At 66.8% G+C, this 23,970-nt stretch carries 23 protein-coding genes and 1 tRNA gene; 12 read left to right on the forward strand and 12 right to left on the reverse strand.

All coding sequences use genetic code 11. From position 1 onward, the window contains the following. Positions 1-5 precede the first annotated feature (5 nt). Positions 6-1,388, reverse strand: a complete 1,383-nt coding sequence (locus tag NC4_RS02845) for a WS/DGAT/MGAT family O-acyltransferase (protein WP_067531857.1) — start codon at positions 1,386-1,388, stop codon at positions 6-8. A 97-nt stretch (positions 1,389-1,485) separates the two neighbouring features. Here NC4_RS02845 and qcrB point away from each other — a divergent pair, with 97 nt between their 5' ends. Further along, on the forward strand, positions 1,486-3,099 hold the full coding sequence (gene qcrB / locus NC4_RS02850) for a cytochrome bc1 complex cytochrome b subunit (protein WP_067531858.1): 1,614 nt from the start codon (positions 1,486-1,488) through the stop codon (positions 3,097-3,099). Positions 3,100-3,180: 81 nt separating this feature from the next. Here qcrB and NC4_RS02855 read toward each other — a convergent pair whose 3' ends face one another. Continuing rightward, on the reverse strand, positions 3,181-3,390 hold the full coding sequence (locus tag NC4_RS02855; RefSeq protein WP_067531859.1) for a DUF397 domain-containing protein: 210 nt from the start codon (positions 3,388-3,390) through the stop codon (positions 3,181-3,183). Positions 3,391-3,782: 392 nt separating this feature from the next. Here NC4_RS02855 and NC4_RS02860 point away from each other — a divergent pair, with 392 nt between their 5' ends. The 3 genes from NC4_RS02860 (at position 3,783) to NC4_RS02870 (ending at position 6,115) form a co-directional block, all read left to right on the forward strand. Further along, positions 3,783-4,277 carry a DUF309 domain-containing protein gene (locus tag NC4_RS02860; RefSeq protein WP_067531861.1) on the forward strand — a complete coding sequence of 165 codons (495 nt, stop codon included), beginning with the start codon at positions 3,783-3,785 and terminating at the stop codon, positions 4,275-4,277. A gap of 158 nt (positions 4,278-4,435) precedes the next feature. Then, a complete protein-coding gene (gluQRS, locus tag NC4_RS02865; RefSeq protein WP_067531863.1) occupies positions 4,436-5,350 on the forward strand; it encodes a tRNA glutamyl-Q(34) synthetase GluQRS in 915 nt (304 codons plus the stop codon). A 57-nt stretch (positions 5,351-5,407) separates the two neighbouring features. After that, entirely contained in the window at positions 5,408-6,115 is a 708-nt protein-coding gene (locus tag NC4_RS02870; RefSeq protein WP_067531865.1) for an RDD family protein, read from the forward strand. 78 nt (positions 6,116-6,193) lie between these two features. Here the strand turns inward: NC4_RS02870 and NC4_RS02875 are convergent, their stop codons facing one another. Continuing rightward, positions 6,194-6,841 carry a DUF4190 domain-containing protein gene (locus tag NC4_RS02875; RefSeq protein WP_067531867.1) on the reverse strand — a complete coding sequence of 216 codons (648 nt, stop codon included), beginning with the start codon at positions 6,839-6,841 and terminating at the stop codon, positions 6,194-6,196. Between the two features lie 49 nt (positions 6,842-6,890). Here NC4_RS02875 and NC4_RS02880 point away from each other — a divergent pair, with 49 nt between their 5' ends. Next, the gene (locus NC4_RS02880; RefSeq protein ID WP_067531869.1) at positions 6,891-7,664 is read left to right on the forward strand and encodes a queuosine precursor transporter; all 774 of its coding nucleotides are present in this window, start codon (positions 6,891-6,893) and stop codon (positions 7,662-7,664) included. Positions 7,665-7,710: 46 nt separating this feature from the next. On the opposite strand, the gene tgt is transcribed toward NC4_RS02880, so the two are convergent. The 5 genes from tgt to NC4_RS02905 form a co-directional block, all read right to left on the reverse strand. After that, positions 7,711-8,958 carry a tRNA guanosine(34) transglycosylase Tgt gene (gene tgt, locus NC4_RS02885; protein ID WP_439957472.1) on the reverse strand — a complete coding sequence of 416 codons (1,248 nt, stop codon included), beginning with the start codon at positions 8,956-8,958 and terminating at the stop codon, positions 7,711-7,713. Positions 8,959-9,028: 70 nt separating this feature from the next. Next, positions 9,029-10,996 (reverse strand): ABC transporter ATP-binding protein, encoded by a 1,968-nt coding sequence (locus NC4_RS02890; RefSeq protein ID WP_067531873.1) that lies wholly within the window; start codon positions 10,994-10,996, stop codon positions 9,029-9,031. A 70-nt stretch (positions 10,997-11,066) separates the two neighbouring features. Then, positions 11,067-12,800 carry an ABC transporter ATP-binding protein gene (locus NC4_RS02895; RefSeq protein WP_067531876.1) on the reverse strand — a complete coding sequence of 578 codons (1,734 nt, stop codon included), beginning with the start codon at positions 12,798-12,800 and terminating at the stop codon, positions 11,067-11,069. 69 nt (positions 12,801-12,869) lie between these two features. Beyond that, entirely contained in the window at positions 12,870-13,406 is a 537-nt protein-coding gene (locus NC4_RS02900) for an RrF2 family transcriptional regulator (RefSeq protein ID WP_067531878.1), read from the reverse strand. A 38-nt stretch (positions 13,407-13,444) separates the two neighbouring features. Then, positions 13,445-14,032: a TetR/AcrR family transcriptional regulator gene (locus tag NC4_RS02905; protein ID WP_067531880.1), complete on the reverse strand. Its 588-nt coding sequence runs from the start codon at positions 14,030-14,032 to the stop codon at positions 13,445-13,447. Positions 14,033-14,245: 213 nt separating this feature from the next. Here NC4_RS02905 and NC4_RS02910 point away from each other — a divergent pair, with 213 nt between their 5' ends. After that, positions 14,246-16,549, forward strand: coding sequence for an MMPL family transporter (locus tag NC4_RS02910; RefSeq protein WP_067531882.1), 2,304 nt, complete (start codon positions 14,246-14,248; stop codon positions 16,547-16,549). A gap of 129 nt (positions 16,550-16,678) precedes the next feature. Continuing rightward, positions 16,679-17,140 carry a hypothetical protein gene (locus NC4_RS02915; protein ID WP_067531884.1) on the forward strand — a complete coding sequence of 154 codons (462 nt, stop codon included), beginning with the start codon at positions 16,679-16,681 and terminating at the stop codon, positions 17,138-17,140. 49 nt (positions 17,141-17,189) lie between these two features. Here NC4_RS02915 and NC4_RS02920 read toward each other — a convergent pair. The 3 genes from NC4_RS02920 to NC4_RS02930 all read right to left on the reverse strand — a co-directional run bounded on the left by NC4_RS02920 (position 17,190) and on the right by NC4_RS02930 (position 18,392). After that, a tRNA-Ser gene (locus NC4_RS02920) sits at positions 17,190-17,280 on the reverse strand. 55 nt (positions 17,281-17,335) lie between these two features. After that, a complete protein-coding gene (locus NC4_RS02925) occupies positions 17,336-17,848 on the reverse strand; it encodes a nucleoside deaminase (protein WP_084528381.1) in 513 nt (170 codons plus the stop codon). 4 nt (positions 17,849-17,852) lie between these two features. Next, positions 17,853-18,392: a tRNA adenosine deaminase-associated protein gene (locus tag NC4_RS02930; protein WP_067531886.1), complete on the reverse strand. Its 540-nt coding sequence runs from the start codon at positions 18,390-18,392 to the stop codon at positions 17,853-17,855. Positions 18,393-18,450: 58 nt separating this feature from the next. Between NC4_RS02930 and NC4_RS02935 the strand changes: the two genes are divergently transcribed. Beyond that, positions 18,451-19,398, forward strand: a complete 948-nt coding sequence (locus tag NC4_RS02935) for a prephenate dehydrogenase (protein WP_067531888.1) — start codon at positions 18,451-18,453, stop codon at positions 19,396-19,398. 39 nt (positions 19,399-19,437) lie between these two features. On the opposite strand, the gene NC4_RS02940 is transcribed toward NC4_RS02935, so the two are convergent. Then, the gene (locus tag NC4_RS02940; protein ID WP_281186218.1) at positions 19,438-20,040 is read right to left on the reverse strand and encodes a putative glycolipid-binding domain-containing protein; all 603 of its coding nucleotides are present in this window, start codon (positions 20,038-20,040) and stop codon (positions 19,438-19,440) included. Between the two features lie 194 nt (positions 20,041-20,234). Between NC4_RS02940 and NC4_RS02945 the strand changes: the two genes are divergently transcribed. The 4 genes from NC4_RS02945 to NC4_RS02960 all read left to right on the forward strand — a co-directional run bounded on the left by NC4_RS02945 (position 20,235) and on the right by NC4_RS02960 (position 23,409). After that, complete coding sequence (locus NC4_RS02945) at positions 20,235-21,377, forward strand: DNA cytosine methyltransferase (protein WP_174566820.1); 1,143 nt, start codon at positions 20,235-20,237, stop codon at positions 21,375-21,377. 69 nt (positions 21,378-21,446) lie between these two features. Further along, on the forward strand, positions 21,447-21,863 hold the full coding sequence (locus NC4_RS02950; RefSeq protein WP_281186219.1) for a very short patch repair endonuclease: 417 nt from the start codon (positions 21,447-21,449) through the stop codon (positions 21,861-21,863). Between the two features lie 137 nt (positions 21,864-22,000). Continuing rightward, positions 22,001-22,699, forward strand: coding sequence for a DUF998 domain-containing protein (locus NC4_RS02955; RefSeq protein WP_084528385.1), 699 nt, complete (start codon positions 22,001-22,003; stop codon positions 22,697-22,699). Next, positions 22,696-23,409, forward strand: coding sequence for a maleylpyruvate isomerase family mycothiol-dependent enzyme (locus tag NC4_RS02960; protein ID WP_067531892.1), 714 nt, complete (start codon positions 22,696-22,698; stop codon positions 23,407-23,409). The genes NC4_RS02955 and NC4_RS02960 overlap by 4 nt, the downstream gene beginning before the upstream one ends. Positions 23,410-23,970: the final 561 nt, after the last annotated feature.

Raw genomic sequence — 23,970 nt, forward strand, 5'->3', positions numbered from 1 at the left:
CGGACTCAGTCCGCCGGGGCCTTCGCTCGTTCCGTGGTGGTTCGCAGGGCGGAAGCTGCCTCCGACAAGGCGGAATCCAGCAAACCGGCGTAGGCGTCGAGATCCGGTAGGACGGCCGGGTCGGCGTGGACGGAGACGGTGACGGTGTCGCCCAGGCCGTGCACGCCATGGGTCAGGTGCATGACGGAGCCGAGGGCCGGGAAGCCCGCGGTGAAGTGGACGCGGCCGCCCCCGAAGGTGAGGTCGGCGGGGCCGCGGTGGACGCTGGAGACGACGGTGTGACCCGAAACTCGTTCGGGGAGTGAGTCGATCGGATAGTGAGTCACATCACGGTGCAGCAGGGGGGCGGGGAGGTCGTCGTTCGCATGGGCGCGGACGTCTTGGAGCGGGTGGGCGGCGCGTTGGCGAGCCGCGGCGAGATTCGCGGCGATGCGGGCCGCGCGGTGGGGCAGGACCGGTTCGCGGACGGACAGATCGATGGACAGATCGCGGTAGCTGTTGCGGGTGTGGCCCGCTTCGGCAATCGACATGGGAACTTGGGCCAGGAGGGATTCCGCGGGTTCGGCGCGCTGCGCCAGGTAGCGCTGCAGGGCGAGGGAGACGGCGGTCAGGACGACCACGGTGACGGTGTGGCCCGGAACGCGCAGGCGCTCCGCCTCGTTCACGAGCATGCGGACCGCGTGGCCGGAGGGTGTGTGGCCGTCGCCATTGAGGAGATTGGGGGCGGCGCCCGGGGTGGCGGGCGGAATCGCGCCCGCGGTCGTCAGTTCCGCCAGGCGCTGTTCGGCGCGGTAGGCGGACAGGCCGCGAGCAATGGTGCGTGCCAGGCCGATCGGGAGGTCCGGGAGTGCCGCCAGGGTCGCGCGCAGCCGGGACGCCGAGGGGGCGCGGGACGAGGCGGCCGGTTCGGGTGCGGTCTCGGTGAAGAGCGCGCGGGCCAGGGCGCTCGCGCGGCGGCCGTCGGCCAAGGCGTGCGACAGTTGCAGCACCGCGACCAGGGCGGGCGCATCGGGGGCGAAGCCGGGGGCGTCCCGGACTCCGCGGAATACGTGCAGCCGCCACGGGCGATCCTGCGCACGCACTCCTGTGCCCAGCAGATTGCCGAGTGCCGCCGTCACATTTACCCAGGTGTCATCGGGCAGTGGATGGTCGGTGAACTGGTCGTCCATGAATTCGCAAGGCGCCCAAATCGGATACGCAATGTTTGCAGGAGTATCCAGCACGTGTACCAGCAAATCCGGAATGCCCGCGGCCCGCGCGGCGACGGCGCGACGGAGTTCAGCGGGGGCGGCGCCGGTGTCGGCGAAGCAGTACAGCAGGAACAGATCGTTGCGGGTGCGGGCGGACAACCAGTACACGGCGGCGTCGCGCGGCGCCAGGGAATTCACGCGATGACCTTATCGAAAGACCGTACGACGCAGGCCGTCTGGGTGCTACCGTGTGTAGTAGAAGCCTTACCACTCTCTCCAGGGGCGGGTGACCGCGATGGCAACCAGAAATCGACTGGCCGAACAAGCCGATTCGATGGATGAGCGGTATCAGGCCGCGAACTTCGTGAAAAGATCCATAAACAAGATCTTTCCGACTCATTGGTCGTTTCTGCTCGGCGAAATCGCGCTGTACAGCTTCATCATTCTGCTGCTCTCCGGCGTGTATTTGACCTTGTTCTTCGACCCCTCCATGACCGAGGTGGTCTACAACGGGTCCTATCAGCCGCTGCGCGGGGTCACCATGTCCCGCTCCTACGAGATCGCCCTGGACATCTCCTTCGATGTCCGCGGCGGACTGTTCGTGCGGCAGGTGCACCATTGGGCCGCACTGCTGTTCACCGCGGCCATGATCGTGCACCTGTGCCGCGTGTTCTTCACCGGCGCCTTCCGCCGACCGCGCGAGGCCAACTGGGTGATCGGCTCGATCCTGCTCATCATCGCCATGTTCGAGGGCTTCTTCGGCTACTCGCTGCCCGACGATCTGCTCTCCGGCACCGGGCTGCGGGCCGCCTTCGCGGGCATCACTATGGGTACCCCGGTCATCGGCACCTGGCTGCACTGGCTCATGTTCGGCGGCGACTTCCCGGGCACCATCATCCTGCCGCGGCTCTATATCGCGCACGTGCTGCTGTTCCCGGGCATCATGCTGGCGCTCATCGCCGTGCACATCGCGCTGGTCTGGTACCAGAAGCACACCCAGTACCCCGGCCCCGGGCGCAGTGAGCGCAATGTCATCGGCGCGCGCATCGTGCCGGTGTTCTCCCTCGACCAGGGCGCGTTCTTCGCCTTCACCCTCGGCGTGCTGGCCATCATGGGCGGGCTGCTGCAGATCAATCCCATCTGGAATCTGGGGCCCTACAACCCCTCCCAGGTCTCCGCGGGCACCCAGCCCGACTTCTACCTGATGTGGACCGACGGCTTCCTGCGGCTCTTCCCGGCCTGGGAGCTCTACATCTTCGGCCACACCGTGCCCGGCGCCTTCGCCGTGGGCATCGTCATGCCGCTGATCTTCGTGCTTCTCATCGTCTATCCGTGGATCGAGAAGCGGCTCACCGGCGATCGCGCCCACCACAATCTGCTGCAGCGCCCGCGGGATGTGCCGGTGCGTACGGCCATCGGGGCCATGTCGCTGACCTTCTACATCGTGCTCACCCTGGCCTGCGTCAACGACATCATCGCGCTGCAGTTCGACATCTCCCTCAATGCCACCACGTGGTTCTTCCGCATCGCCCTGCTGCTCGCCCCGCCGCTGGCCTACTACGCCGCCTACCGGTTGTGCCTGGGCCTGCAGCGCAGCGACCGCGCGGTGCTCGAGCACGGCATCGAAACCGGTGTGGTGCGGCGGCTTCCGCACGGTGAGTACATCGAGCTGCATCAGCCGCTCGGGCCGGTGGACGAGCACGGGCACCCCATTCCGCTGGAATACCAAGGGGCTCGCGTACCCAAGAAGATGAACGAACTCGGTATTGCCGGACGCCCGGGCACCGGCAGTTTCTTCCTCGCCGATCCGCCCGCCGAGCGGGAGCAGAACCGGGACGTCGAACAGGAGGCGGAGCATCAGCAGCTGGCTGTGCTGCGCCGGGCGCAGGACAACGGCCACCGTCACTAGGGGCCACCGTCACCAGAAGCGAAAAGCCCCGAGTCCACATCGACTCGGGGCCCCTGTTTTCTGATTCAGGCGCGTCTGAGCTCAGGCTCGCTTGAACTCCCCATCGGATACGCCCGACATGAACGCATCCCACTCGCCCGGGGTGAACGCCAAGATCGGCCCGTAGCCGTGGTCCTTGCTGTCGCGGACCGCGACGTTGCCGTCTTTGAGAAACGCGACCTCTACGCAGTTACCGTTCGGGCCGCTGTATTTGCTCTTACGCCAAACCGCACCTGTGTAATACACGTTCACAGTTCTAGCTCCTTTCTTGCGTCAAGCACGAGATCTTGCTGGCATCGATCTTGAAGGGGTTGAGATCCATGGAGATTCGCGGATCCCTGGTACGCCTGGGTCCGCACGCAACCTCTCCGTACAACCCACTCTCTGCACTTCACGATGGGAATGCACCCCCGATGGCCGTTCCCGCGCTAAACACTAGCAGGGTTCGTCATAAGGAGATCGCATTCTTTCGTTTTCAATCAGCAAACATGCGGCAAGGTTAGCCAGCTAATTAGTTGCACAAAAATAGCCGCTATTCGATGCGCACCGAATTTGAAAGTCGCAGAATTGTTGTCGGTGGATTAGCGGACCTTCCGGCAAACTCCGACCGGCCGGTCCGAGATGCCATCCGGGATCATGGACATATGACCGACGATGCGCCGGACGATATCGAACGGGATCGCGACGAGACCGGGCGTGCCCGGAATGCCCGACCCCGTGACCGATTCGGCCGACCCCTCCCCTTCGGCAGCACCGGAGTTCCTCGCATACCGGATGATTTGGACCTGCCGCCCGAGCAGACGCTCGAGTACGCTCAGCGCCTGCTCGACGACGGCCTGCCTTTCTTCGCGCACGAGGTATTGGAGGCAGCGTGGAAGAACGGCCCGTTCGCCGAGCGGATGCTGTGGCAAGGGCTGGCGCAGTATGCCGTTGGCCTGACCCACATTCAGCGCGGCAATTCGAAGGGTGCAAGGACCCTTCTCGACCGCGCGGTCCACCGGCTGGAGACCTTCGGGCAGGCGCCGTACGACATCGACTCCCCCGGATTGGCGGCCCACGCTCGCCATATTCTCGCCCCTCTGGCGGCGAACGAACCGATTGCCGAGATCGATCTCCGTCCCCACCTGCGCATTCGCTGAACTCGCAGATCCGCTGTCACTTCACACCTTTTGTGTGCACCCGCAAGAATGCGAAGGACCGGCGGCGGTGCGAAGCGTGCGAACGTCGCACGCATCGCTCCCCCGGCGCGGACACGCCATGGTCGCGGACGCGGACACGCCGCCTAGCATGGGCGGACGTGAAGGGATACGGGCGATTCGCACCCAGCCCGTCCGGCGACCTGCATCTGGGGAATCTGCGGACGGCGCTGCTGGCGTGGCTGTTCGCGTGGTCGACCGGCCGCGGATTCCGCATGCGCGTCGAGGATCTGGACCGCGTCAAGGCGGGTGCGGCCGAGCGGCAGCTGGCGGATCTCGCCGCCATCGGCCTGGACTGGGATCCGCCGGTGGTGTGGCAATCGCAACGGCTCGAGCGCTATGCCGCCGCCATCGAGCGGCTCGACGCCGCCGGGCTCACCTACGAATGCTTCTGCACCCGCAGGGAAATCCAGCAGGCCGCCACCGCGCCGCACGGGCCCATGGGCGCCTATCCGGGCACCTGCCGCGACCTCACCGCGGCCGAACGCGCCGAGCGGCAGGCCGCCGGACGCCCGGCCGCGCTCCGACTGCGGGCCGCCGTCACCGAATTCGAGATCACCGACGAGCTGCACGGCAGCTATCGCAGCGCGGTCGACGATCTGGTGCTGCGCCGCGGCGACGGCCTGCCCGCCTACAACCTCGCGGTCGTGGTGGACGATGCCGCGCAGGACATCGACCAGGTGGTGCGCGGCGACGATCTACTGCCCTCCACCCCACGTCAGGCTTATCTCGCCACACTGCTCGAACTGCCCGTCCCGCAGTACGCACATGTGCCACTGGCCCTCAATGCCGCCGGGCAGCGGCTGGCCAAACGCGACGGCGCGGTCACCCTGCACGACCGGATCGCGCTAGGCGAGACCCCGGCGCAGGTGTTCACGCTGCTCGCGGATTCGCTGGGCTATCCCGCCGTTACGACTCCGGCGGACTTGCTCGCGCGATTCCGGCCGGAAAAACTGCCGCGCGAACCATGGACACTCGATCCCAACGGCTTGTTGCAACCCAGTTCGTATCCGTAACGTACGCACTCGACCAGATCCCGACACGAACCACTTCCGAACGAGGACGGCGACACCATGACAAGCGGTGGGTACGACCCCAACCAGTATCCGCAGGGCGGCCAGCCGTACGGGCAGCAGCAGCCCTACGGTCAGCAGTCCGATCCGTACGGGCAGCAGCAGCCGCAGCAGCCGTACGGTCAGCAGCCCTACGGCCAGTCCGATCCGTACGCCCAGCAGCAGCCGCAGTTCGGCCAGCAGCCCGGCTACGGTCAGCAACAGCCGTACGGCCAGCAGCCCTATCAGCCGTTCCCGGGTCAGCCCGGCGGCTACGGTGCGCCCGGCTCCGGCGGCGCGCAGCCCGGTGACCTGTGGACGCGCTTCGGCGCCCGCATCATCGACTTCCTGATCGCGGGCATTCCGGCCAGCATCATCAGCTGGTTCATCCAGTCCGCGATCGGCGGCATCGTGGGCAGCATCATCGGTGCGGTCATCACCTACGCCGTCATCACCGGCTACTTCGTCGCCATGGAGACCTCGCAGGGCACCACCCTCGGCAAGAAGCTGCTCGGCCTGCGGATCGTGGCGCCGGGCGGCGCGGCCAAGCTGGACCCGAAGCAGTCGCTCATGCGCAATCTGTTCATCCCGATCGGCATGGTCTACTGCATCGGCAACCTGGTGAGCCTCGGCATGATGATCTACATCGCCGTCACCATCGAGCAGGACCCGAACAAGCAGGGCTGGCACGACAAGCTGGCCGGCGGCACCCAGGTCATCAAGGGCTGATCCATCAAGGGCCGATGACGAAAAACCGAAGCGGGGCACATCCTTTCGGATGTGCCCCGCTTTCGTGCGCGCGTGCGGCTATGCGCTGCCCCCGATGATGGCCGCGCCGACGAACACCCACAGCACCACGCCGATGGCCAGCCCGGCGGCGCCGACCCAGATACCGCCCAGCGCCAGACCGCGGCCGTCCTGACCGGACTGCTTCACCTGATTCAGCCCCACCGCACCGAGAATCAGGCCCACCAGCGAGCCGATCGGCAGGAAGCAGAACAGCATGGTGCTCAAACCGAGGATCGAGACGATCAGCGAGGCGATGGCCATGCCATTGGTGCCCATGGGCTGCTGCTGGTAGCCGTAGGGCTGATAGGCGCCCGGCTGCGGATACGCGCCCGGCTGCTGATAACCCGGCTGTTGATAACCCGGCTGTTGATAACCCGGCGTTTGGTAGCCACCGGCGGGCTGGCCGTACGCGGGGGCCGGGGCGGGCGGCGGATATCCACCGGCCGGATTCTGCTGCACCGGATTCGGTTGCGACGGCGGATAATTCGGATACTGCGGCTGCGGCGGCGGAGTATGCGGGTGCTTCTGCAGATCCGGAGCGGAGGAATAACCCGTCGGCGGCGGGGTCGGCTGGATCGGATTCGATCCGGAGGACGGGGAATCCGGCGAGACGCCTTCACCGCCGTACTGCTTCCACCACTCGTCGGAGTCCCCGGGATTCGTCATTGGACCAGCCTATTCCACCTGGCGACCACGCGGGTATCCTGTTCTCTTCGTGAGTGATGCACTATCACCGGCGGACACCGCCGGAACTGGACGCCCCGCCACCGAACACGCGGCATTCGCGAAGGCGGCGGGGGGCTACTACACACCGGTCGTGGCGCTGTTCACGGCAGTACTGATCATTTCGAATATCTGCGCCACCAAAGGCGTTCAGTTCTTCACCGATCGATCACTGAAACTCGGGCCCGTCGAAGTCCTGCCCCTGACCCTCGACGGCGCATTCTTCCTTTTCCCGCTCGCCTACATCATCGGCGATGTGCTCAGCGAGGTATACGGCTTCAAGGCCGCGCGCCGGGCCATCTACATGGGCTTCGCCATCCTGCTGCTGATACTCGGCTGCTTCTGGATCGCCATCGAGCTCCCGGCGGCGTCGTTCTATCCGAACCAGGACTCGTTCGCCGCCGTGCTCGGCACCACCTGGCAACTGGTGCTCGCCGGACTGTGCGGGTACTTCGTCGGCGAGATGCTGAACTCGGCGACGCTGGTCGCCATCAAGGAGCGGACCAAGGAGAAGCACCTGTGGGCGCGGCTCATCGGCTCCACCGTGGTCGGCGAACTGGGCGATACGCTGATCTTCTGTGCCATCGCGGCCTCGGCCATCGGCATCAGCACGTGGGGGTCGTTCGTCAACTACGTCGTCGTCGGATTCGCCTGGAAGACGCTCGCCGAGGTGCTGGTGCTGCCCGTGACCTATCGGGTGATCGCCTTCCTGAAGAAGCACGAGCCCAGCTACGCGCCCCGCGTGGAGCCCGCGCTCGCCAGCTGACGGATCGGGTGCGGGGGCGGCGCGCCCCCGCATCCGCACGCCGGAATCAGAGGCCGGGAGCCTTGATCCGGCCCTTCCACTGACCGAGGAATTCGGTCTTGTAAGCGTCGAAATACCCGCCGTCGATGCTCTCGCGAATGCGGTCGACCAGGCGCACGGTGAAACGCTCGTTGTGAATCGTGCACAGGGTCGACGCCAGCATTTCCTTCGCCTTGAACAGGTGGTGCAGGTAGGCGCGGGTGTAGTGCTGACAGGTATAGCAGTCGCAGTTCTCGTCGATGGGCGTGAAATCGCGCTTGAAGCGGGCCTGATCGATATTGAAACGGCCCGCGTCGACATAGATGGCGGCATTGCGCGCCACCCGTGAGGGATTCACGCAGTCGAAGGTGTCCGCGCCGTTCTCCACGGCGACGAAGACGTCCTCGGGCTCGCTGATGCCGAGCATATGGCGCGGCTTGTGTTCGGGCAGCTCGTCACAGCACCAGCCGACGATGGTGCCGAGATTGTGCTTCTCCAGCGCCCCGCCGATGCCGTATCCGTCGAATTCCGTTCCGGCCGTGCCGCGCAGCGCTTCCAGATCGCGACAGGCCTTGCGGCGCAGGTCTTCGTACTGCGCGCCCTGGATCACGCCGAACAGCGCCTGGTACGGGCGGTGCGACCGGGCTTCGGTCAGCCGCTCGTGCTCGTCGAGGCAGCGCTGTGCCCAGCGCCGCGTGCGCTCAAGCGATTCCTCTTGGTAGCCACGGGTATTCAGCAGCGTGGTGAGTTCGTCGAAGGCGAACATGATGTCCGCGCCCAGCTGATGCTGGATGCCCATGGACACCTCGGGGGTGAAGCGGTGCTTCGAACCGTCCAGGTGCGAGCGGAAGGTGACGCCGTCCTCGTCCACATGGGCGAGGCGCTCCTTGCCCTTGGCGATCACATCGTCGTTCTGCACGCCGACGGCCTCCATGGCGAGGACCTTCTTGAAGCCCACGCCGAGCGACATGACCTGGAAGCCGCCGCTGTCGGTGAAGGTCGGTCCGGGCCAGTTCATGAACTTCGACAGCCCGCCCGCCTCGTCCACGATGTCGGACCCCGGCTGTAGGTACAGGTGATAGGCATTGGCCAGCAGCGCCTGCGAGCCCAGTTCCTTCATGGTCTCCGGCAGCACCGCTTTCACGGTCGCCTTGGTCCCCACCGGAATGAACGCCGGGGTGGCGATATCACCGTGCGGGGTGCTGATCAGCCCGGACCGGCCGTGACGACCGTTGTCGAGCCTGGTACCGACCTTGAAGGAGAACTCAGCAGACACGACGTCCATCCTCCCAGACCGAGCCCGGCGGCTCACGGGCGCATCCGCGCGACCGTGAGCCGGGCCACCATCAGCCGCCGGTCTTCGTCAGTTCGACCGCGTCGGGATCCTCGTCGTCCGCGTTCAGGGCGGCGGCGAACTGGGCCCGGTAGAGGTTGTAGTACGGGCCGTGCGCGGCGAGCAGTTGCTCGTGGGTGCCCTGTTCGACAATGTGGCCCTTCTCCATGACCACGATGGTGTCGGCGTCGCGTATGGTCGAAAGCCGGTGTGCGATGACGAAACTCGTGCGGTCCCGGCGCAGGGCGGCCATGGCGTGCTGGACCAGCAGTTCGGTGCGGGTGTCGACCGAACTGGTGGCCTCGTCCAGGATGAGGATGGAGGGTTTGGCCAGGAAGGCGCGGGCAATGGTGATGAGCTGCTTCTCACCGGCGCTGACGCCGGAGCCCTCCTCGTCGATGACGGTGTCGTAGCCGTGCGGCAGCGCGTGCACGAACCGGTCCACATAGGCGGCGCGGGCGGCCTCGAGGATCTCGTCCTCGGAGGCTTTCGGATTGCCGTAGGCGATGTTCTCCCGAATGGTGCCGCCGAAGAGCCAGGTGTCCTGCAGCACCATGCCCATGCGGGCGCGCAGCCGATCGCGGGTGATGCGGGTGATGTCGACATCGTCGATGGTGATGGCGCCCGCGTCCACCTCGTAGAAGCGCATGAGGAGATTGACCAGCGTGGTCTTGCCCGCGCCGGTCGGGCCGACGATGGCGACCACGTGACCGGGCTCGGCGACCAGCGAGAGCTCCTCGATGATCGGGGTGTCGGGCTCGTAGCGGAAGGACACCTTGTCGAAGGCGACCCGGCCGCGGTCCACCGGGCGGTCGTCCTCCACCGCCGGATCGGGCACCTGCTCGTCGGCGTCCAGAATCTCGAAAATCCGTTCCGCCGAAGCGACTCCGGACTGCAGCAGGTTGATCACGGAGCCGATCTGGGTGAGCGGCTGGGTGAATCCGCGCGAGTACTGGATGAACGCCTGCACCTCGCCCAGCGACAGCTGACCCGAGGCCACGCGCAGGCCGCCGACCACGGCGATGAGCACATAGTTCAGGTTCCCCAGGAACATGATGGCGGGCATGATCAGGCCGGAGATGAACTGCGATTTGAACGATGCCTGATACAGCTGCTCGTTGGTCTCGTCGAAGCGCTCGCCGACCTCGCGGCCACGGCCGAAGGCGGTCACCACCTCGTGGCCGGTGAAGGCCTCCTCGACCTGGGCGTTGACCTCGCCGGTGGTCTTCCACTGATCCACGAAATGCGGTTTGGACCGTTTGGCGATCTGCGCGGTGACAACGACGGCCAAAGGCACGGTGAGCAGGGCGATCAGCGCCAGCATGGGCGAGATCCAGAACATCATGCCCAGGGTGCCGAAGACCGTCAGCACCGAGATGAGCAGCTGGCTCAGCGTCTGGTTCAGCGACTGCGCCATATTGTCGACGTCATTGGTGACGCGGGACAGCACATCGCCGCGCGCCTGAGAGTCGAAGTAGCTCAGCGGAAGTCGATGGATCTTGGCTTCGATCTCGTTGCGCAGCCGCATGACGGTGCGGTTGATGACGATATTGAGCAGGAACGATCCGAGCCAGCCGAAGATCGAGGCGGCGACATAGAGCGCGAGCACCATGGCCAGTACCCGGCCGACGGCCGAGAAGTCCACGCCCACACCGGGAATCACGTCCATGCTGGCGAGCATGTCGGCGAAGGTGTTGTCACCGGCGGCGCGCAGGGCCGCGACGGCGTCCGCCTTGGTCGTGCCCGGCGGCAGCGACTGCCCGATCTCCTTGCCGACCACCCCGTTGAAAATCAGATTGGTGGCGTCGCCGAGCAGCTGCGGGCCCAGCGTATTGAGCACCACCGAGGCCACCGCCAGGGCGAAAACAATGGTCAGATAGAGGCGTTCGGGCGCCAACCGGCGTAGCAACCGTTTCAGGGACGGACCGAAGGACTTGGCCTTCGCATCCGGCGCGCCGGGATTCGGTGCTCCGGGCCTCATCGAACCTCCAGCTGTGTCATGCGGGACACCCGCACCCGGTCGGCGCAATGAACGGCTGCGCAATGGTAATTCATCGCGCCTCCTCGACGCTGAACTGCGACTCCACGATCTCCCGGTATTCGGGGCAGTCCCGCAGCAGTTGGTCATGGGTGCCGATACCGGCCATCGCGCCGTCCTCGAGCACCACGATCTGATCGGCCTCGCGGATGGTCGAAATACGTTGCGCGACAATGATGACCGCGGCATTCGCGGTCTCGGGCGCGAGGGCCTCGCGGACCCGGGCGTCGGTGGCGACGTCGAGGGCGGAGAAGCAGTCGTCGAACAGGTAGACCCGGGGTTTGCGCACCAGGGCGCGGGCAATGGCCAGGCGCTGGCGCTGACCGCCCGAGACCGTCGTACCGCCTTGTGCGACAGGGGTTTCCAGACCCTGCGGCATTTCGCGCACGAAATCGGCGGCCTGCGCGACCTCCAGGGCCGCCCACAGCTGTTCGTCGGTGGCGTCCGGCTTGCCGTAGCGCAGGTTCGAGCCGATGGTGCCGGAGAACAGGTACGCCTTCTGCGGCACCAGGCCGATGTGATCGCGCAGCAGTTCCAGATCCACGTGCCGCACATCGGTGCCGCCCACGTGGACCGCGCCGTCGGTGACATCGATGAGCCGCGGGACCAGGTTGATCAGCGTGGTCTTGCCCGAACCGGTGGAACCCACGATGGCGGTGGTGGTACCGGGGTCCACCCGGAACCGGATCGCCCGCAGCACCGGCTTTTCCGCGCCCGGGAACTTGAATTCGGCGAAGGCGAAATCCACCGAGCCCGGATCGCCGGTGAACTCCTGCGGCAGGCGCGGCGGCTGTACCGAGGTCTCGGTGGCCAGCACCGCGCTGATCCGCTCCCCCGACACCGCGGCGCGCGGGGCCATCATGGCCAGGAACGAGGCCATCATGACCGCGGTCAGGATCTGCAGAATGTAGGACAGCATGGCGGTGAGCGAACCCACCTGCATGGTCCCGTCGTCGACCAGATGCCCGCCGAACCAGATCACGCCGACGGCGGTCACATTGGAGATGAGCATGACCAGCGGGAACATCAGCGCCATATAGCGGCCGACATACAGCGAGGTCTCGGTCAGCTCCTTGTTGGCCATGCCGAAGCGCCAGGTCTCCTGCCGCTCCCGCACGAAGGCGCGGACCACGCGAATGCCCGTGATCTGTTCGCGCAGAACGCGGTTCACCGAGTCGATGCGCTCCTGCATCTGCCGGAAGCCGGGCACCATGCGGGTGATGATGAAGGCCATCGACAGCCCGAGCGCGGGTACCGCGATGAGCAGCAGCCAGGACAGGCCGAAATCCTCGCGCAACGCCATGATGATGCCGCCCACGCACATGATCGGGGCCATCACCAGGATGGTCGCGCTCATGAGCACGAGCAGCTGCACCTGTTGCACGTCATTGGTATTGCGCGTGATGAGCGAGGGCGCGCCGAACATGCCGACCTCGCGCGCGGAGAAGGTGCTCACCCGGTGCAGCAGCGCGGCGCGCATATCGCGGCCCGCGCCCATGGCCGCCTGCGCGCCCAGGTAGACCGAGGCGGACTGGGCCAGGATCTGCACGGCGGTAATGGCGAGCATCCATCCGCCGGTGGTCCAGATATAGCCGATATCGCCCTTGGTGATGCCGTCGTCGATGATGTCGGCATTCAGACTGGGCAGGTAGAGCATGGCGATGACCGCTATCAGCTGAAGCACTACGACCCCGGCCAGCTGGGTGCGGTAGGGCGCCAAGAAGGTGCGGAGAAGTCTGATCAACATGATGTTCGCAGGCTACCGTCTGGCCCCGAGGGCCGCCGGAACGTTTACCGATCAGATGTCCGACTTGTACTAGATGTCTGGTTGATCCAAATCTCGCCATTCGGTGGCGGGACGGCTCTCGCAGACCTCGGCCGGACCGCTCACCGGCCGCGCGCGGCGCGTCCACGCATCCGGATCGTGCAGCAGTTCGTCCAGGAACGGCGGCAGCAGATCATTGGCGATATCGGCGATGGTCACGCGCTCCAGGACCGCGCGGATATTCACCCGCAGCCCGATCCACACCCGCTGCAACGGTTCCGCCGCGCCGGTGTAGCCGACATCCTCCGGGCGCTGCCCGCGCACCGAGGCGAGCGGGTCCTCCACGGCGCGGATGACATCGGCAATGCTGATCTGCGGGGCCGGACGGGCCAGGCGATAGCCCCCGTCCGGACCGCGGCGGCTGGTGACCAATCCGCCTTTGCGCAGATCCGCCGCCACCGATTCCAATACCTTCGGCGGAATGTCCTGTGCGAGCACAATGGCATCGGCTTTCACCGAATCCTGTTGCGCTTTCGCGATTTCGACGAGCGTGCGCACCGCGTAGTCGACTTTCGCGGTGATATGCACGGGGTACTCCTGATCTCGGTAAGTGACGAAGCGAAACTTTATCGCCTCGGATCGAGAACGCCGAGCGCGGATTCCAGCAGCACGCTTTCGATGAGTTCCTCGGAGGCCTCGGGCACCGCCTCCTGCGACATGAAGGCCACGCTGAGCACCTGCATGGCGGCCGCGGCCCGCATGATCGCCTCGTCATCGGCATCGGGACCGGCGAGCCATTCGACCATGCGGTGGTGCAAATCGATCATGTCCGGATAGCGATTGCCGAGCGCGTTGACGATGGCGACGGTATCGCGCATACACAGCACGCCCGCGGTGCGGTGGCCGAGCATGTCGTGTAGGTGATCGTGCAAAACCTCGCGCACGGCTTCGGGCGAATGCGGTTTGCCCTCCAGGCTTTCCACCGTGGAGCGCATGCCGTCGAAGATCGGTTCGATGATGGCGACGAGCAGATCGACCTTGGACGCGTAGTGATAGTAGAGCGAAGCCTTTGTGATTCCCACCGCATCGGCGACCTCGCGCAGGCTGCTCTGCTCGAAACCTTTGCTGGTAAATAACCGGATGGCGGCGTCCCGAATCGCGTCTTTAGCGCTTCTACCTGCGACGACACTCTCTGAGACGGCATGTCCACCCATGATCCCATCCTTTCACCTCGCGTCGCGGTGCGAGTAACGCCAGAAAAATTGAGGTTGTTCCTCCGCTTTCCGGGTCGGTAGTCTACCTACCGCACGGTAGGCAGATTTATCACGTGGAGGCGGACAGAGCCGGGCAGGGCTCCCGCGGCAATTGCTGTCTACGCGCCCGTAACCCGAGCATTGCCTCGAAAAATCACGCCAGGAGAACCTCTCGTGTCCGTATACCTCTATCGGTGGGGCAAGTTCGCCTTCCGCCGCAAGTGGATCGTCCTACCAGTCTGGCTCCTGCTGTTCCTGCTGCTCGGCGGCCTGGGCGCACAGCTCAAGGAGCCGATGAGCAATGACTTCAGCATGCCGGAGCTGCCGTCCGCGCGTGCCAACGAAATCCTCGACAAGCACTTCCCGGGCGCCTCGGAAGCCTTCAAGTTCGAGGCCGTCACCGGCACGTACGTCATCGCCGCCAACGAGGGGAAGCTGACCGACGATCACAATAAGAAGGCCATCGACGCCCTCATCGTCAAGCTCGGTGACCTGGGCATCGTCAACCACGACAAGCCGCTGGCCAATCCGGTGGACGTCGCCACCGAGATGGGCTGCCTCGGCGCCGATCGCGATGTCTCGAAATGCTCCGAGGCGCCGCTGAACGTGCTGGGCAAGACCGATCCCGATACGGTCGCGGTGCTCAATGTGCCGTTCACCATCACCAACTTCACCGATATCAAGGCCGAGGACCGCAAGGCCGCCTACGACATCGCCAATGTGGCCCGCGACGCCGGGCTGACCGTGGAGCTGAGCGGTTCCATCGCCATGGAGCAGGAGCAGCCCAGCGGTAAGGCCGAGCTGATCGGCATGGCGGTGGCGCTGGTCGTCATGATGGTGGCCTTCGGCGCCATCGTCGCGGCCTTCGTGCCCATCGTGACCGCCATCGTGGGTCTCGGCGCGGCCACCTCGGTGATCTTCCTCGGCACCGCCGTCATCGAGGTGCCCAGCTTCACCACCTTCCTGGCCTCCATGATCGGCATCGCGCTGTCCATCGACTACGCGCTGTTCATCGTGTCCCGGTACAAATCCGAACTGGCCGTGCAGAAGTCGCCCGAGGAGGCGGCGGGCGTGGCGCTCGGCACCGCGGGCTCGGCGGTGTTGTTCGCCGGTCTGACCGTCATCATCGCGCTGGTCGGGCTGAGCATCGTCGGCGTGGAATTCCTGACCTTCCTGGGTCTGGGCGGCGCCATCGCGGCGGCCTTCGCCGTGCTCACCGCCATCACGCTCATGCCCGCGCTCATGGGCGCCTTCGGCCGGTTCCTGTTCAAGCCGAAGCTGCCGCTGGTCGCCAAGCACGATCCCGCGGACGACACCTCGGTCACCAATGGCGAGCGCTTCGCCCGCCTCATCGGCAAGGCGCCCGCGGTGACCCTGCTGCTGAGCGTGCTCGTGCTCGGTGCGCTGGCCGCGCCCGCGGCCGGGCTGGAACTGGGTCTGCCCGGTGACGACAGCATGCCCAAGACCTCCACGGTCCGGAAGGCGTACGAGCTGCGCACCGAGGGCTTCGGCGAGGGCAGCAATGGCGTCCTCATGGTCGCCACCGATCTGAGCGGGGTCCCGGCGGAGCGGCGCGAGGAAGCCGCCAACGCACTGCGCGAGGAGCTGGCCTCCTACTCCGGCATGGACTACGTGACCGCGCCGGTGTTCAGCAAGGACGGCCAGGGCGCCATGCTCAATGCCGTTCCGGAATCCGGCCCGAACAACCAGGCCACCAAGGATCTGGTGCGGGACGCGCGCGATGCCGAAGGAAAGCTGAAGTCCGAGTACGGCATCGAGTACGGCATCACCGGCACCACCGCCATCTACGCCGATGTCGACCACGCCCTGCTCAGCAAGATCGTGCCCTACCTGGCGATCGTCGCTGGCGCGGCCTTCATCCTGCTCATCCTGGTGTTCCGGTCGATCCTGGTGCCGCTGACCGCCGCCCTGGGCTTCCTGCTCTCCATGGCGGCCACCTTCGGCGCGACGGTGCTGATCTTCCAGAAGGGCGCCTTCGGGCTCATCGACGATCCGCGCCCGCTGGTCAGCTTCCTGCCGATCATGTTGATCGGCTTGGTCTTCGGCCTGGCCATGGATTACCAGGTGTTCCTGGTGACCCGCATGCGTGAGGAGTTCGTGCACGGCAAGTCCGCCAAGCACGCCATGATGAGCGGCTACCACCACGGCGCGCGCGTCGTGACCTCCGCCGCCATCATCATGATCTCGGTCTTCGGATCCTTCCTGCTGGAATCCGACGCCACCGCGAAGTCCTTCGGCTTCGCCCTGGCCGCCGGTGTCCTGCTCGACGCGTTCCTGGTCCGCATGGTCCTGATCCCCTCCCTGCTCGTCCTGATGGGCCCCTGGTCCTGGTGGATGCCCAAGTGGCTGGACCGCATCCTCCCCGATATCGACGTGGAGGGCACCAAGCTGCGCGAGCTCCAGGAAGCCGCCACCGCGGTCGACCTGTCGAAGCAGGAACCGGTCGGCGTCGGCTGATCCCCGCATGACCGCGATCGCCCCCATCCGAACCCGGATGGGGGCGATCGTCGTTCGCGGCGCGTACGATTCCCTGAGCTCGGCCGTTGCCACGTGATCGGACCAACCGACCCACCGAGGAGCCGCCACATGAAGCTCTCCCCCACCCGGCTAGCCCTGACCGCCGCGTCCGCCGCCGCCTTGATCCTGTCCCTCCCCCAGGCCACCGCCGCCGCCTACGTGGGCGGCCCCACCGTCATGTACACCGGTTCCCAAGGCCCCGTCATGGGCTGCGCCCACAAGGTGGGCGTCAGCATCCGGGACCGCGACGTAGCCTCCGCCACCATCTGGATCGACGGCGCTCCCTACCCGGTCCTCCCCGACTACTCCGTAGACGCGGGGCCCTACGGCGGCTACGTCTCCTGGACACCCACCAGCCTCGGCTGGCACGCCCTCGACGTCATCTACTCCCCGCCGGGCGGCCCCGAAGAATTCGGCTACCTGAACATAGAAGTCCACCGAGTAGGCATCAATGCGGGCAGCTCCTGCATAGCCAACGGCGTCCCCCTACCGATCGACCCCAGCACCGGCACCCTCGCCCGCTACCTCTGACCCCCGAAATGAGTTGAGCCCCTCACCTGTTGGACAAGTGAGGGGCTCATGGCGGTGGCGGAGGGATTTGAACCCTCGGAGGGGGGTTACCCCTCACACGCTTTCGAGGCGTGCTCCTTAGGCCGCTCGGACACGCCACCGCCGGTGACTTTACCGGATGGGGTGGTGAATACCGAAATCGGCTGAAGCAGGATGCTAGGGGCGCTGGGACTTGAAGAAATCGTCCAGGAGAGCGGCGCATTCGGATTCGAGGACGACGCCGCGGACTTGGGGGCGGTGGTTGAGACGTCGGTCACGGACGACGTCCCAGAGGGAGCCGACGGCGCCGGTTTTGGGTTCCCATGCGCCGAAGACGAGTTTGCCTACGCGGGCCAGTACCAGGGCGCCCGCGCACATGGTGCACGGTTCGAGGGTGACTGCGAGGGTGGCGCCTTCCAGGCGCCAGCCGTCGCCCATGACTTGCGCGGCGGCGCGCAGGGCCAGGACTTCGGCGTGGGCGGTGGGGTCGCCGGTGGCTTCGCGGGCATTGGCGGCGCGGGCCAGCTCGCGGCCGTCGGCGTCGAAGACGACCGCGCCCACGGGGACGTCACGGCCGTCGGCGGCGGCCGCCGCGTCGATGGCGGCGCGGATCATGGCCTCGTCGGATAGCAGGGCGGCACCGCCGAGCCGGGGGGCCGAGGCGGTGCCGCGGGGGAGGTCAGTGGTCATGCGCTCAGCGCGGGAGTTTGTCCAGGACAGCGGCGAATTCGGTGGCGAAGCCCAGGCGCTGGGCGATCATGCCGAGCTGTTCGTCGGGGTAGAGGTCGGTCTCGGCGAGGATGACCGACAGCACGGGTTCGGGGAGGCCGAGATCGGCCAGGACGCCGAGGTCGCCTTCCTCCCAGGGCTCGATATCGTCGATATCGTCCGGATCGATATCCGGAATTTCGATATTCAGCTCTTCGAGCACATCCGCCGCGATGTCGTAGTCGATCGCCGCGGTCGCGTCGGACAGCAGGATGCAGCTACCGGTCGGGCCGGGCCGCAGGATGATGAAGAATTCGTCGTCCACGTCGAGCAGGCCGAAGGTCGCGCCGGAACTTCTCAGATCGCGCAGTTCCTGCTCGGCCGCCGACAAACTGTTCAGCGCCGCCGCGGACAGCGGCGTGCATTTCCACGTTGTTTCTTCGCGGACAACCGCCACTGCGAACCCTTCCACGTCGTCGTAATCGTCCGACGCCGCCCTGTTCGTGCTCGAGCGTTGTGCTGCCATGACCGCAACGGTAGTCCGCTTCGGGGGAAATGTTGAAGTCGTATGCGAATCTGATCGCATGACGGGCGATCCGAAAGCAGCGGTCTGTGTCCTCGGCACCGGGTTGATCGGCGGTTCGGTGCTGCGCGCCGCGGCCGCCGCGGGCTATCGGGCATGGGGATACAACCGATCCGAGCCGGGTGCGGCGGCCGCGCGCGCCGACGGATACGACGTGATCAGCGATATCGAAGAGGCCCTGCGCCGCGCGGCGGAACGCGATGCGCTGATCGTCATCGCCGTGCCGATGCCCGCCCTGGACGCGGTGCTCTCCGATATCCGGCTGTTCGCGCCGGACTGCGCGCTCACCGATGTGATCAGCGTGAAGGGCCCGGTCAAGGAATCCGTGCACCGGCACGAACTGTCCGCGCGTTTCGTCGGCGGGCACCCCATGGCCAGTACGAACGAATCCGGTTGGGCCGCATCCACTCCCGACCTGTTCCAGGGCGCGTCCTGGGCGGTGAGCGTGGATCCGGGCGTGCACGCCGATCCCTGGCGGCGCGTCGCCGCGCTGGCACTGGACTGCGGAGCGGTCGTGGTGCCGGTGCTGTCGGAGGAACACGACAGCGCGGTCGCCCGCATTTCGCATCTGCCGCATGTGCTGGCCGAGGCGCTGGCCATTCAGGGCGCGAACGGCGGCCCGCTCGCCCTCGGCCTGGCCGCCGGATCCTTCCGGGACGGCACCCGCGTCGCCGCGACCGCACCGGATCTGGTCCGCGCCATCTGCGAACCGAGCGCGACGGCTCTCGTCGACGTCCTCGACGACACGCTGCGCCTGCTCACCGCGGCCCGCGACGCCCTGCGCGATACCGACTCCCTCGCCGATCTCACCGCCGCCGGGCACGACGCCCGCACCGACTACGAGGACGCGGCGCGCACGCAGATCACCGATATCGCGCCGGGCGACCATGATTGGCAGGCCCGCCTGGCCGAGGCCGGTCGCAAGGGCGGCGTCATCGCGGCGCTCTGAACTTCGGGTTCGCTCAGCGCTTCGGATTCGCTCAGCGCGTCAGATGCGCTCGGCCAGCCCCGGATAGTCGAGCAGGAATCCGTCGGCGTCGACGGTGACGGTCGCACTGGACACCGGCGACAGCACGTGGATCCCGTCCACGCCGCTGCTGTAGGTGAGGCTCGCTTCGCCTACGAGCAGATCGGGTAGCCGCACATAGACGACGGGCACCTGCACGTCCTCACTGTTGTGCGCCAGCCCGTAGCGGCGAATCGGCAGCGTATTGAAGAACGGGCTGAGCACGACATCGACATCGAAGGCCCCACCGAACGTCGACCGCACATGCGTACCGCCCGCGTCGATGAGCCAGTAATTCTCTTCGTCCCGGGCGATCGAGGCGTGCCGTTCTCCGGTCGCGAGGGTGCTGCGGAGCGAGAGTCGCCTGGTTACGCCGTTCTCGTCCGTCACGAGATCGTAGGACGCGCTGAAGGCCGGATGATCCTCGCATTCACCGGCGATTATGCGCCCCGCCGCGCGAATCCGATTGCCACTCAGCACCACCCGAACGGACTCCATCCGCGATGCATTGTGCGCCCGCCAGGTCAGCACCGCGGGCCATCGCGGCGCCGCCGCCTTCGAATCCTCGCTCCCGCTGTCCGTCACACCCAATACCGTACGTCCAGCACCTCGGGGACTTCCGTTCAGCAGGTAATGGCGCGAGCCACTTCCCGGCGTTTGCCTGCACGATTGCATGCTCGCCGGGGTGGCGCGGGGGGTGGGGGTGGTGGGACTCGAGTAACGTGCTTGCAGGCATCGGGGACTTCGGGGTGAAAGGGACTGTTGTGACGGGCGCGCGGATGGTTGGGCTGTTCGCCGGGATCGGCGGGCTCGAGCTCGGGCTGTCCGCGCATGGGTTCGGTAGTGAACTGCTCTGTGAGATCGATGCGGGGGCGCAGGCGGTGCTGGCCGCGCATTTTCGGGACGTTCCGCTGCATTCGGATGTGACGCGGCTGCGGGCGCTGCCGGGCGGGACCGAGCTCGTCGCGGCGGGATTCCCGTGCCAGGACTTGTCGCAGGCGGGGCGGACGGCCGGAATTACCGGGGTCCGTTCGGGATTGGTGGACGAAGTATTCCGGCTGGTGCGGCGCAAGAAGGGGCCGCGCTGGCTATTGATCGAGAATGTGCCGTTCATGCTGCAGCTCGGCGGCGGAGCGGCCATGCGGCACATTACGTCCGCGCTCGAGGAGCTCGGATATCTCTGGGCGTACCGGGTGGTCGATGCGCGCGCGTTCGGGCTGCCGCAGCGGCGGGAGCGGGTGCTCATGCTGGCCTCGCGGACAGAAGATCCGCGGCCGATTCTGTTCGGCGCGGACGCCGGGCCGCGCGAGGTCGGCGATCCGGCGCACGATCCGTGCGGGTTCTACTGGACCGAGGGGACGCGCGGGCTGGGCTGGGCGGTGAATGCGGTGCCGACCCTGAAAGGCGGTTCGGGGCTGGGCATTGCGAGCCCGCCCGCGGTCCGGCTGCCGTCCGGCGAGATCGTCACGCCGGGTATTACCGACGCCGAGCGACTGCAAGGCTTCGACCGCGATTGGACCGCACCGGCACTCGGGGTGCCGAGCGTGCACGCGGGGCATCGCTGGAAGCTGGTCGGCAATGCGGTGAGCGTGCGCATGGCGACCTGGATCGGCGGACGGCTCGCCGAACCCGCCGATGACCCGTTCCCGGAGGGGGAACCGCACACCCGCCGCAGCTGGCCCACCGCCGCCTGGGGGCGCGACGGGGTCGTGCATCGAGTTCCGGTGTCCACCTGGCCCGTTCACGCCCCGTACGAGGATCTGCGCTGGTTCCTCGACGATGTCCGGCTGCTCTCGGCCCGCGCCACCGCCGGATTCCTGCGCCGCACCCGCATGGGCACACTGCGCTTCCCGCCCGGATTCCTCGACGATGTGGAGAACCACCTCGATCGAATGGGAGGATTTCCGCGCGAGGCCGCCTGAGCCGTGCGCGCGGCGGCTGGAACCAGCAGCAGGAGCCGGAATGAGTCATCGCAGCCATCGGGGACGCCGGTGAGCGCGCGCCCGGCCGCCGACGCCGCCACGAGCGCCCGGATGTCGCGGCAGCGGCGCGCGGATACGAAACCCGAGATCGCCCTGCGCAAGGAGCTGCATCGCCGCGGCGCGCGGTACTTCGTGGATCGCGCACCGCTGCCGGGCCTGCGCCGCCGCGCCGACCTCGTGTTCCCGCGCCGGAAGGTGGCGGTATACGTGGACGGCTGCTTCTGGCACAGCTGCCCGCAGCACGCCACCTTCCCGAAGCACAATGCCGAATGGTGGGCGGCGAAGCTGGCCGGGAATGTGACGCGGGACCGGGATACCGACGCGCGCCTGCGGGCCGCCGGGTGGACGGCGGTGCGGGTCTGGGAACACGAGCCCGCCGAGGCGGCCGCCGAGGCCGTCTTGCGGGCCCTGACCGGCACACGCTGAGGATCGGACCGCGCGGTGCGCGGGCGAGCGGCGCTGATGCGCGACAATGGCGGAAGCAACGGACCGTCCAGTCCGGGAAGATCGACTGCGGGCAGGCAGCAACAGCAAGCGAGGCAAGCGAAAGCGAGCACTGCGATATGCCAACCGAGCAGACCGCGACGACCGCGGCTTCCAGCGAATCCGCCGGGGCGCGACGCCCGCTCCGCTACGGCGTCGCCTTCCTCACCGCGCTCGCGGGCATCTGCTATTCGTCGTGGGTCCTGGAGTTCGTGCTCCCGATCGACAGCGATCCGACCGATACCTTCCTCAGCCAGCTCGCCGAGGACGGGGCGCCCTATCGGTGGCTGTTCGTCACCGGTGACACCGTGACCGGCGCACTCCTGCTGGTCGCCGGTATCGGCGGACTGCTGCTGTTCGCGCGACGGCGCTACTCCACCATTGCCTGGACCGCCCTGGCCTGCTTCGGCGCGGCCACCATCGCCGATGCGCAGTGGCCGTTGAAACCGGGCGCCGACAGCGGTGACAGCGGGCTGTTCCCGCAGCTGCACCAGGTGCACGCGCTCACCAGCACGCTCGCGGTGTTCTCCATCTTCATCGCGATGGTGGCCTTCACCGTGGCGGCGTTCAAATACCGGCACTGGCCGGTCCTGCGGCACACCGGGCTGTGGATTCTGATCTTCGGCTCGATCGTCACCGCGTGGATGCTGATCGCGGACAATCTGTCCGGCAACTACGGTCTCGGCATCGCCCAGCGCATCCAGGTGGGCGCCATGTCGCTCTGGTTGCTCGCACTGGCGGTGCAAATCGTCGTGGCCGAACGTAGGGTCGGAATGTGACCAGCGACGCAACGGAATTCACCCTCACCCGCCAGCTCGACACTGTCGCCACCGCGACCGGTCGCCTGCTCGATACCGTCACCAAGCTCTCCGACACCGATCTGGTCGAGCCGTCGTTACTGCCCGGGTGGACCCGCGGGCATGTGCTGGCGCATCTGTCCCGCAATGCCGACAGCCTCGTCAATCTACTGCTGTGGGCCCGCACCGGTATCGAAACCCCGCAGTACGCAAGCGCTTTCCTGCGCAACGCCGATATCGAGGCCGGGGCTCCGCGGCCGCTGCGCGAACAGCTGGACGACCTCACCGCCTCCGCGGAGCGCTGGCTGGCGCTAGCCCGCGTCATGCCGCAGGACCGCTGGGAGGCCGTCGTCCGCAATCGCCAGGGCGGTGAGATCCCGGCCACGCGCGTGGTGTGGATGCGCATGCTGGAGGTCGAGATCCACCATGTGGACCTGAATTTCGGCTACACCCAGCAGGATTGGCCCGCCGAGTTCGTGGCCCGCCTGCTGCCCCAGTCGGTGGCAGATCAGGCCGCCGAGGGCGCCACCGGCTTCACCGTCACCGCCACCGATACCGGCTACACCGAAACCCTCGGCACCCCGGCCACCACCGTCAGCGGCCCGGCCACCGCCCTCGCCGCCTGGCTCATCGGCCGCACCCCCGGCACCGACCTCACCGGCGATCTGCCCGACCTCGCCGCCTGGAAGTGAGCCGGAACACCGGCCGTCCGCACCATACGAAAGAGGCCCCGCACCTGCTGGTGCGGGGCCTCTTGCTGCGCGCCCGGAGAGACTCGAACTCCCAACCTTCTGCTGGGAGCTCCAGTCAATGTACTGGTCACGCCCAGGATTTCGTGTGCGGTGTTTCTTCTTCGTTCGAGTGGGACGAACGGCGTAGCTGGACGACCTCCATGCTGGGGGCTCGGAAGTCACACACGGTGCACCCGAATTCTTGGGGAAATCTTGGGGATAGGTCGAATCGGCCCGCCTCGTCGTCGCATGTGTGGCGCCGAGGCGACTGCCGTGTTGCCCATCGGCATCGAGATCAGCCGCGAAGGACTGGCCGGTGCCGGTCGTGGCCAAGCCGACGATGGAGTACGGATGGGAGTATCTACGGATTGTCTTTGCTGACCGCCCAGTGGTCGATGTGGTGTTCTGGACTGCACGAAGTTGAGGTGGCGGCGGAGTTCAGGGCCACTCGGACTGGTACACCGCGCACGAGCCAGATTCCCTGTTCGTCGGTCCGATCGAAACATGCCGCTGACGGCGGAC

Origin of the sequence: Nocardia crassostreae (assembly GCF_001613405.1) — a bacterium.
GTDB classification, from domain to species: Bacteria; Actinomycetota; Actinomycetes; order Mycobacteriales; family Mycobacteriaceae; genus Nocardia; species Nocardia crassostreae.

Coding starts and splice junctions, on each gene's coding strand:
- qcrB (WP_067531858.1), top strand. CDS start 1,486: ATGGCAACCAGAAATCGACTGGCCGAACAAGCCGATTCGATGGATGAG.
- NC4_RS02860 (WP_067531861.1), top strand. CDS start 3,783: ATGACCGACGATGCGCCGGACGATATCGAACGGGATCGCGACGAGACC.
- NC4_RS02870 (WP_067531865.1), top strand. CDS start 5,408: ATGACAAGCGGTGGGTACGACCCCAACCAGTATCCGCAGGGCGGCCAG.
- NC4_RS02875 (WP_067531867.1), bottom strand. CDS start 6,841: ATGACGAATCCCGGGGACTCCGACGAGTGGTGGAAGCAGTACGGCGGT.
- NC4_RS02890 (WP_067531873.1), bottom strand. CDS start 10,996: ATGAGGCCCGGAGCACCGAATCCCGGCGCGCCGGATGCGAAGGCCAAG.
- NC4_RS02895 (WP_067531876.1), bottom strand. CDS start 12,800: ATGTTGATCAGACTTCTCCGCACCTTCTTGGCGCCCTACCGCACCCAG.
- NC4_RS02905 (WP_067531880.1), bottom strand. CDS start 14,032: ATGGGTGGACATGCCGTCTCAGAGAGTGTCGTCGCAGGTAGAAGCGCT.
- NC4_RS02915 (WP_067531884.1), top strand. CDS start 16,679: ATGAAGCTCTCCCCCACCCGGCTAGCCCTGACCGCCGCGTCCGCCGCC.
- NC4_RS02925 (WP_084528381.1), bottom strand. CDS start 17,848: ATGACCACTGACCTCCCCCGCGGCACCGCCTCGGCCCCCCGGCTCGGC.
- NC4_RS02930 (WP_067531886.1), bottom strand. CDS start 18,392: ATGGCAGCACAACGCTCGAGCACGAACAGGGCGGCGTCGGACGATTAC.
- NC4_RS02935 (WP_067531888.1), top strand. CDS start 18,451: ATGACGGGCGATCCGAAAGCAGCGGTCTGTGTCCTCGGCACCGGGTTG.
- NC4_RS02945 (WP_174566820.1), top strand. CDS start 20,235: ATGGTTGGGCTGTTCGCCGGGATCGGCGGGCTCGAGCTCGGGCTGTCC.
- NC4_RS02955 (WP_084528385.1), top strand. CDS start 22,001: ATGCCAACCGAGCAGACCGCGACGACCGCGGCTTCCAGCGAATCCGCC.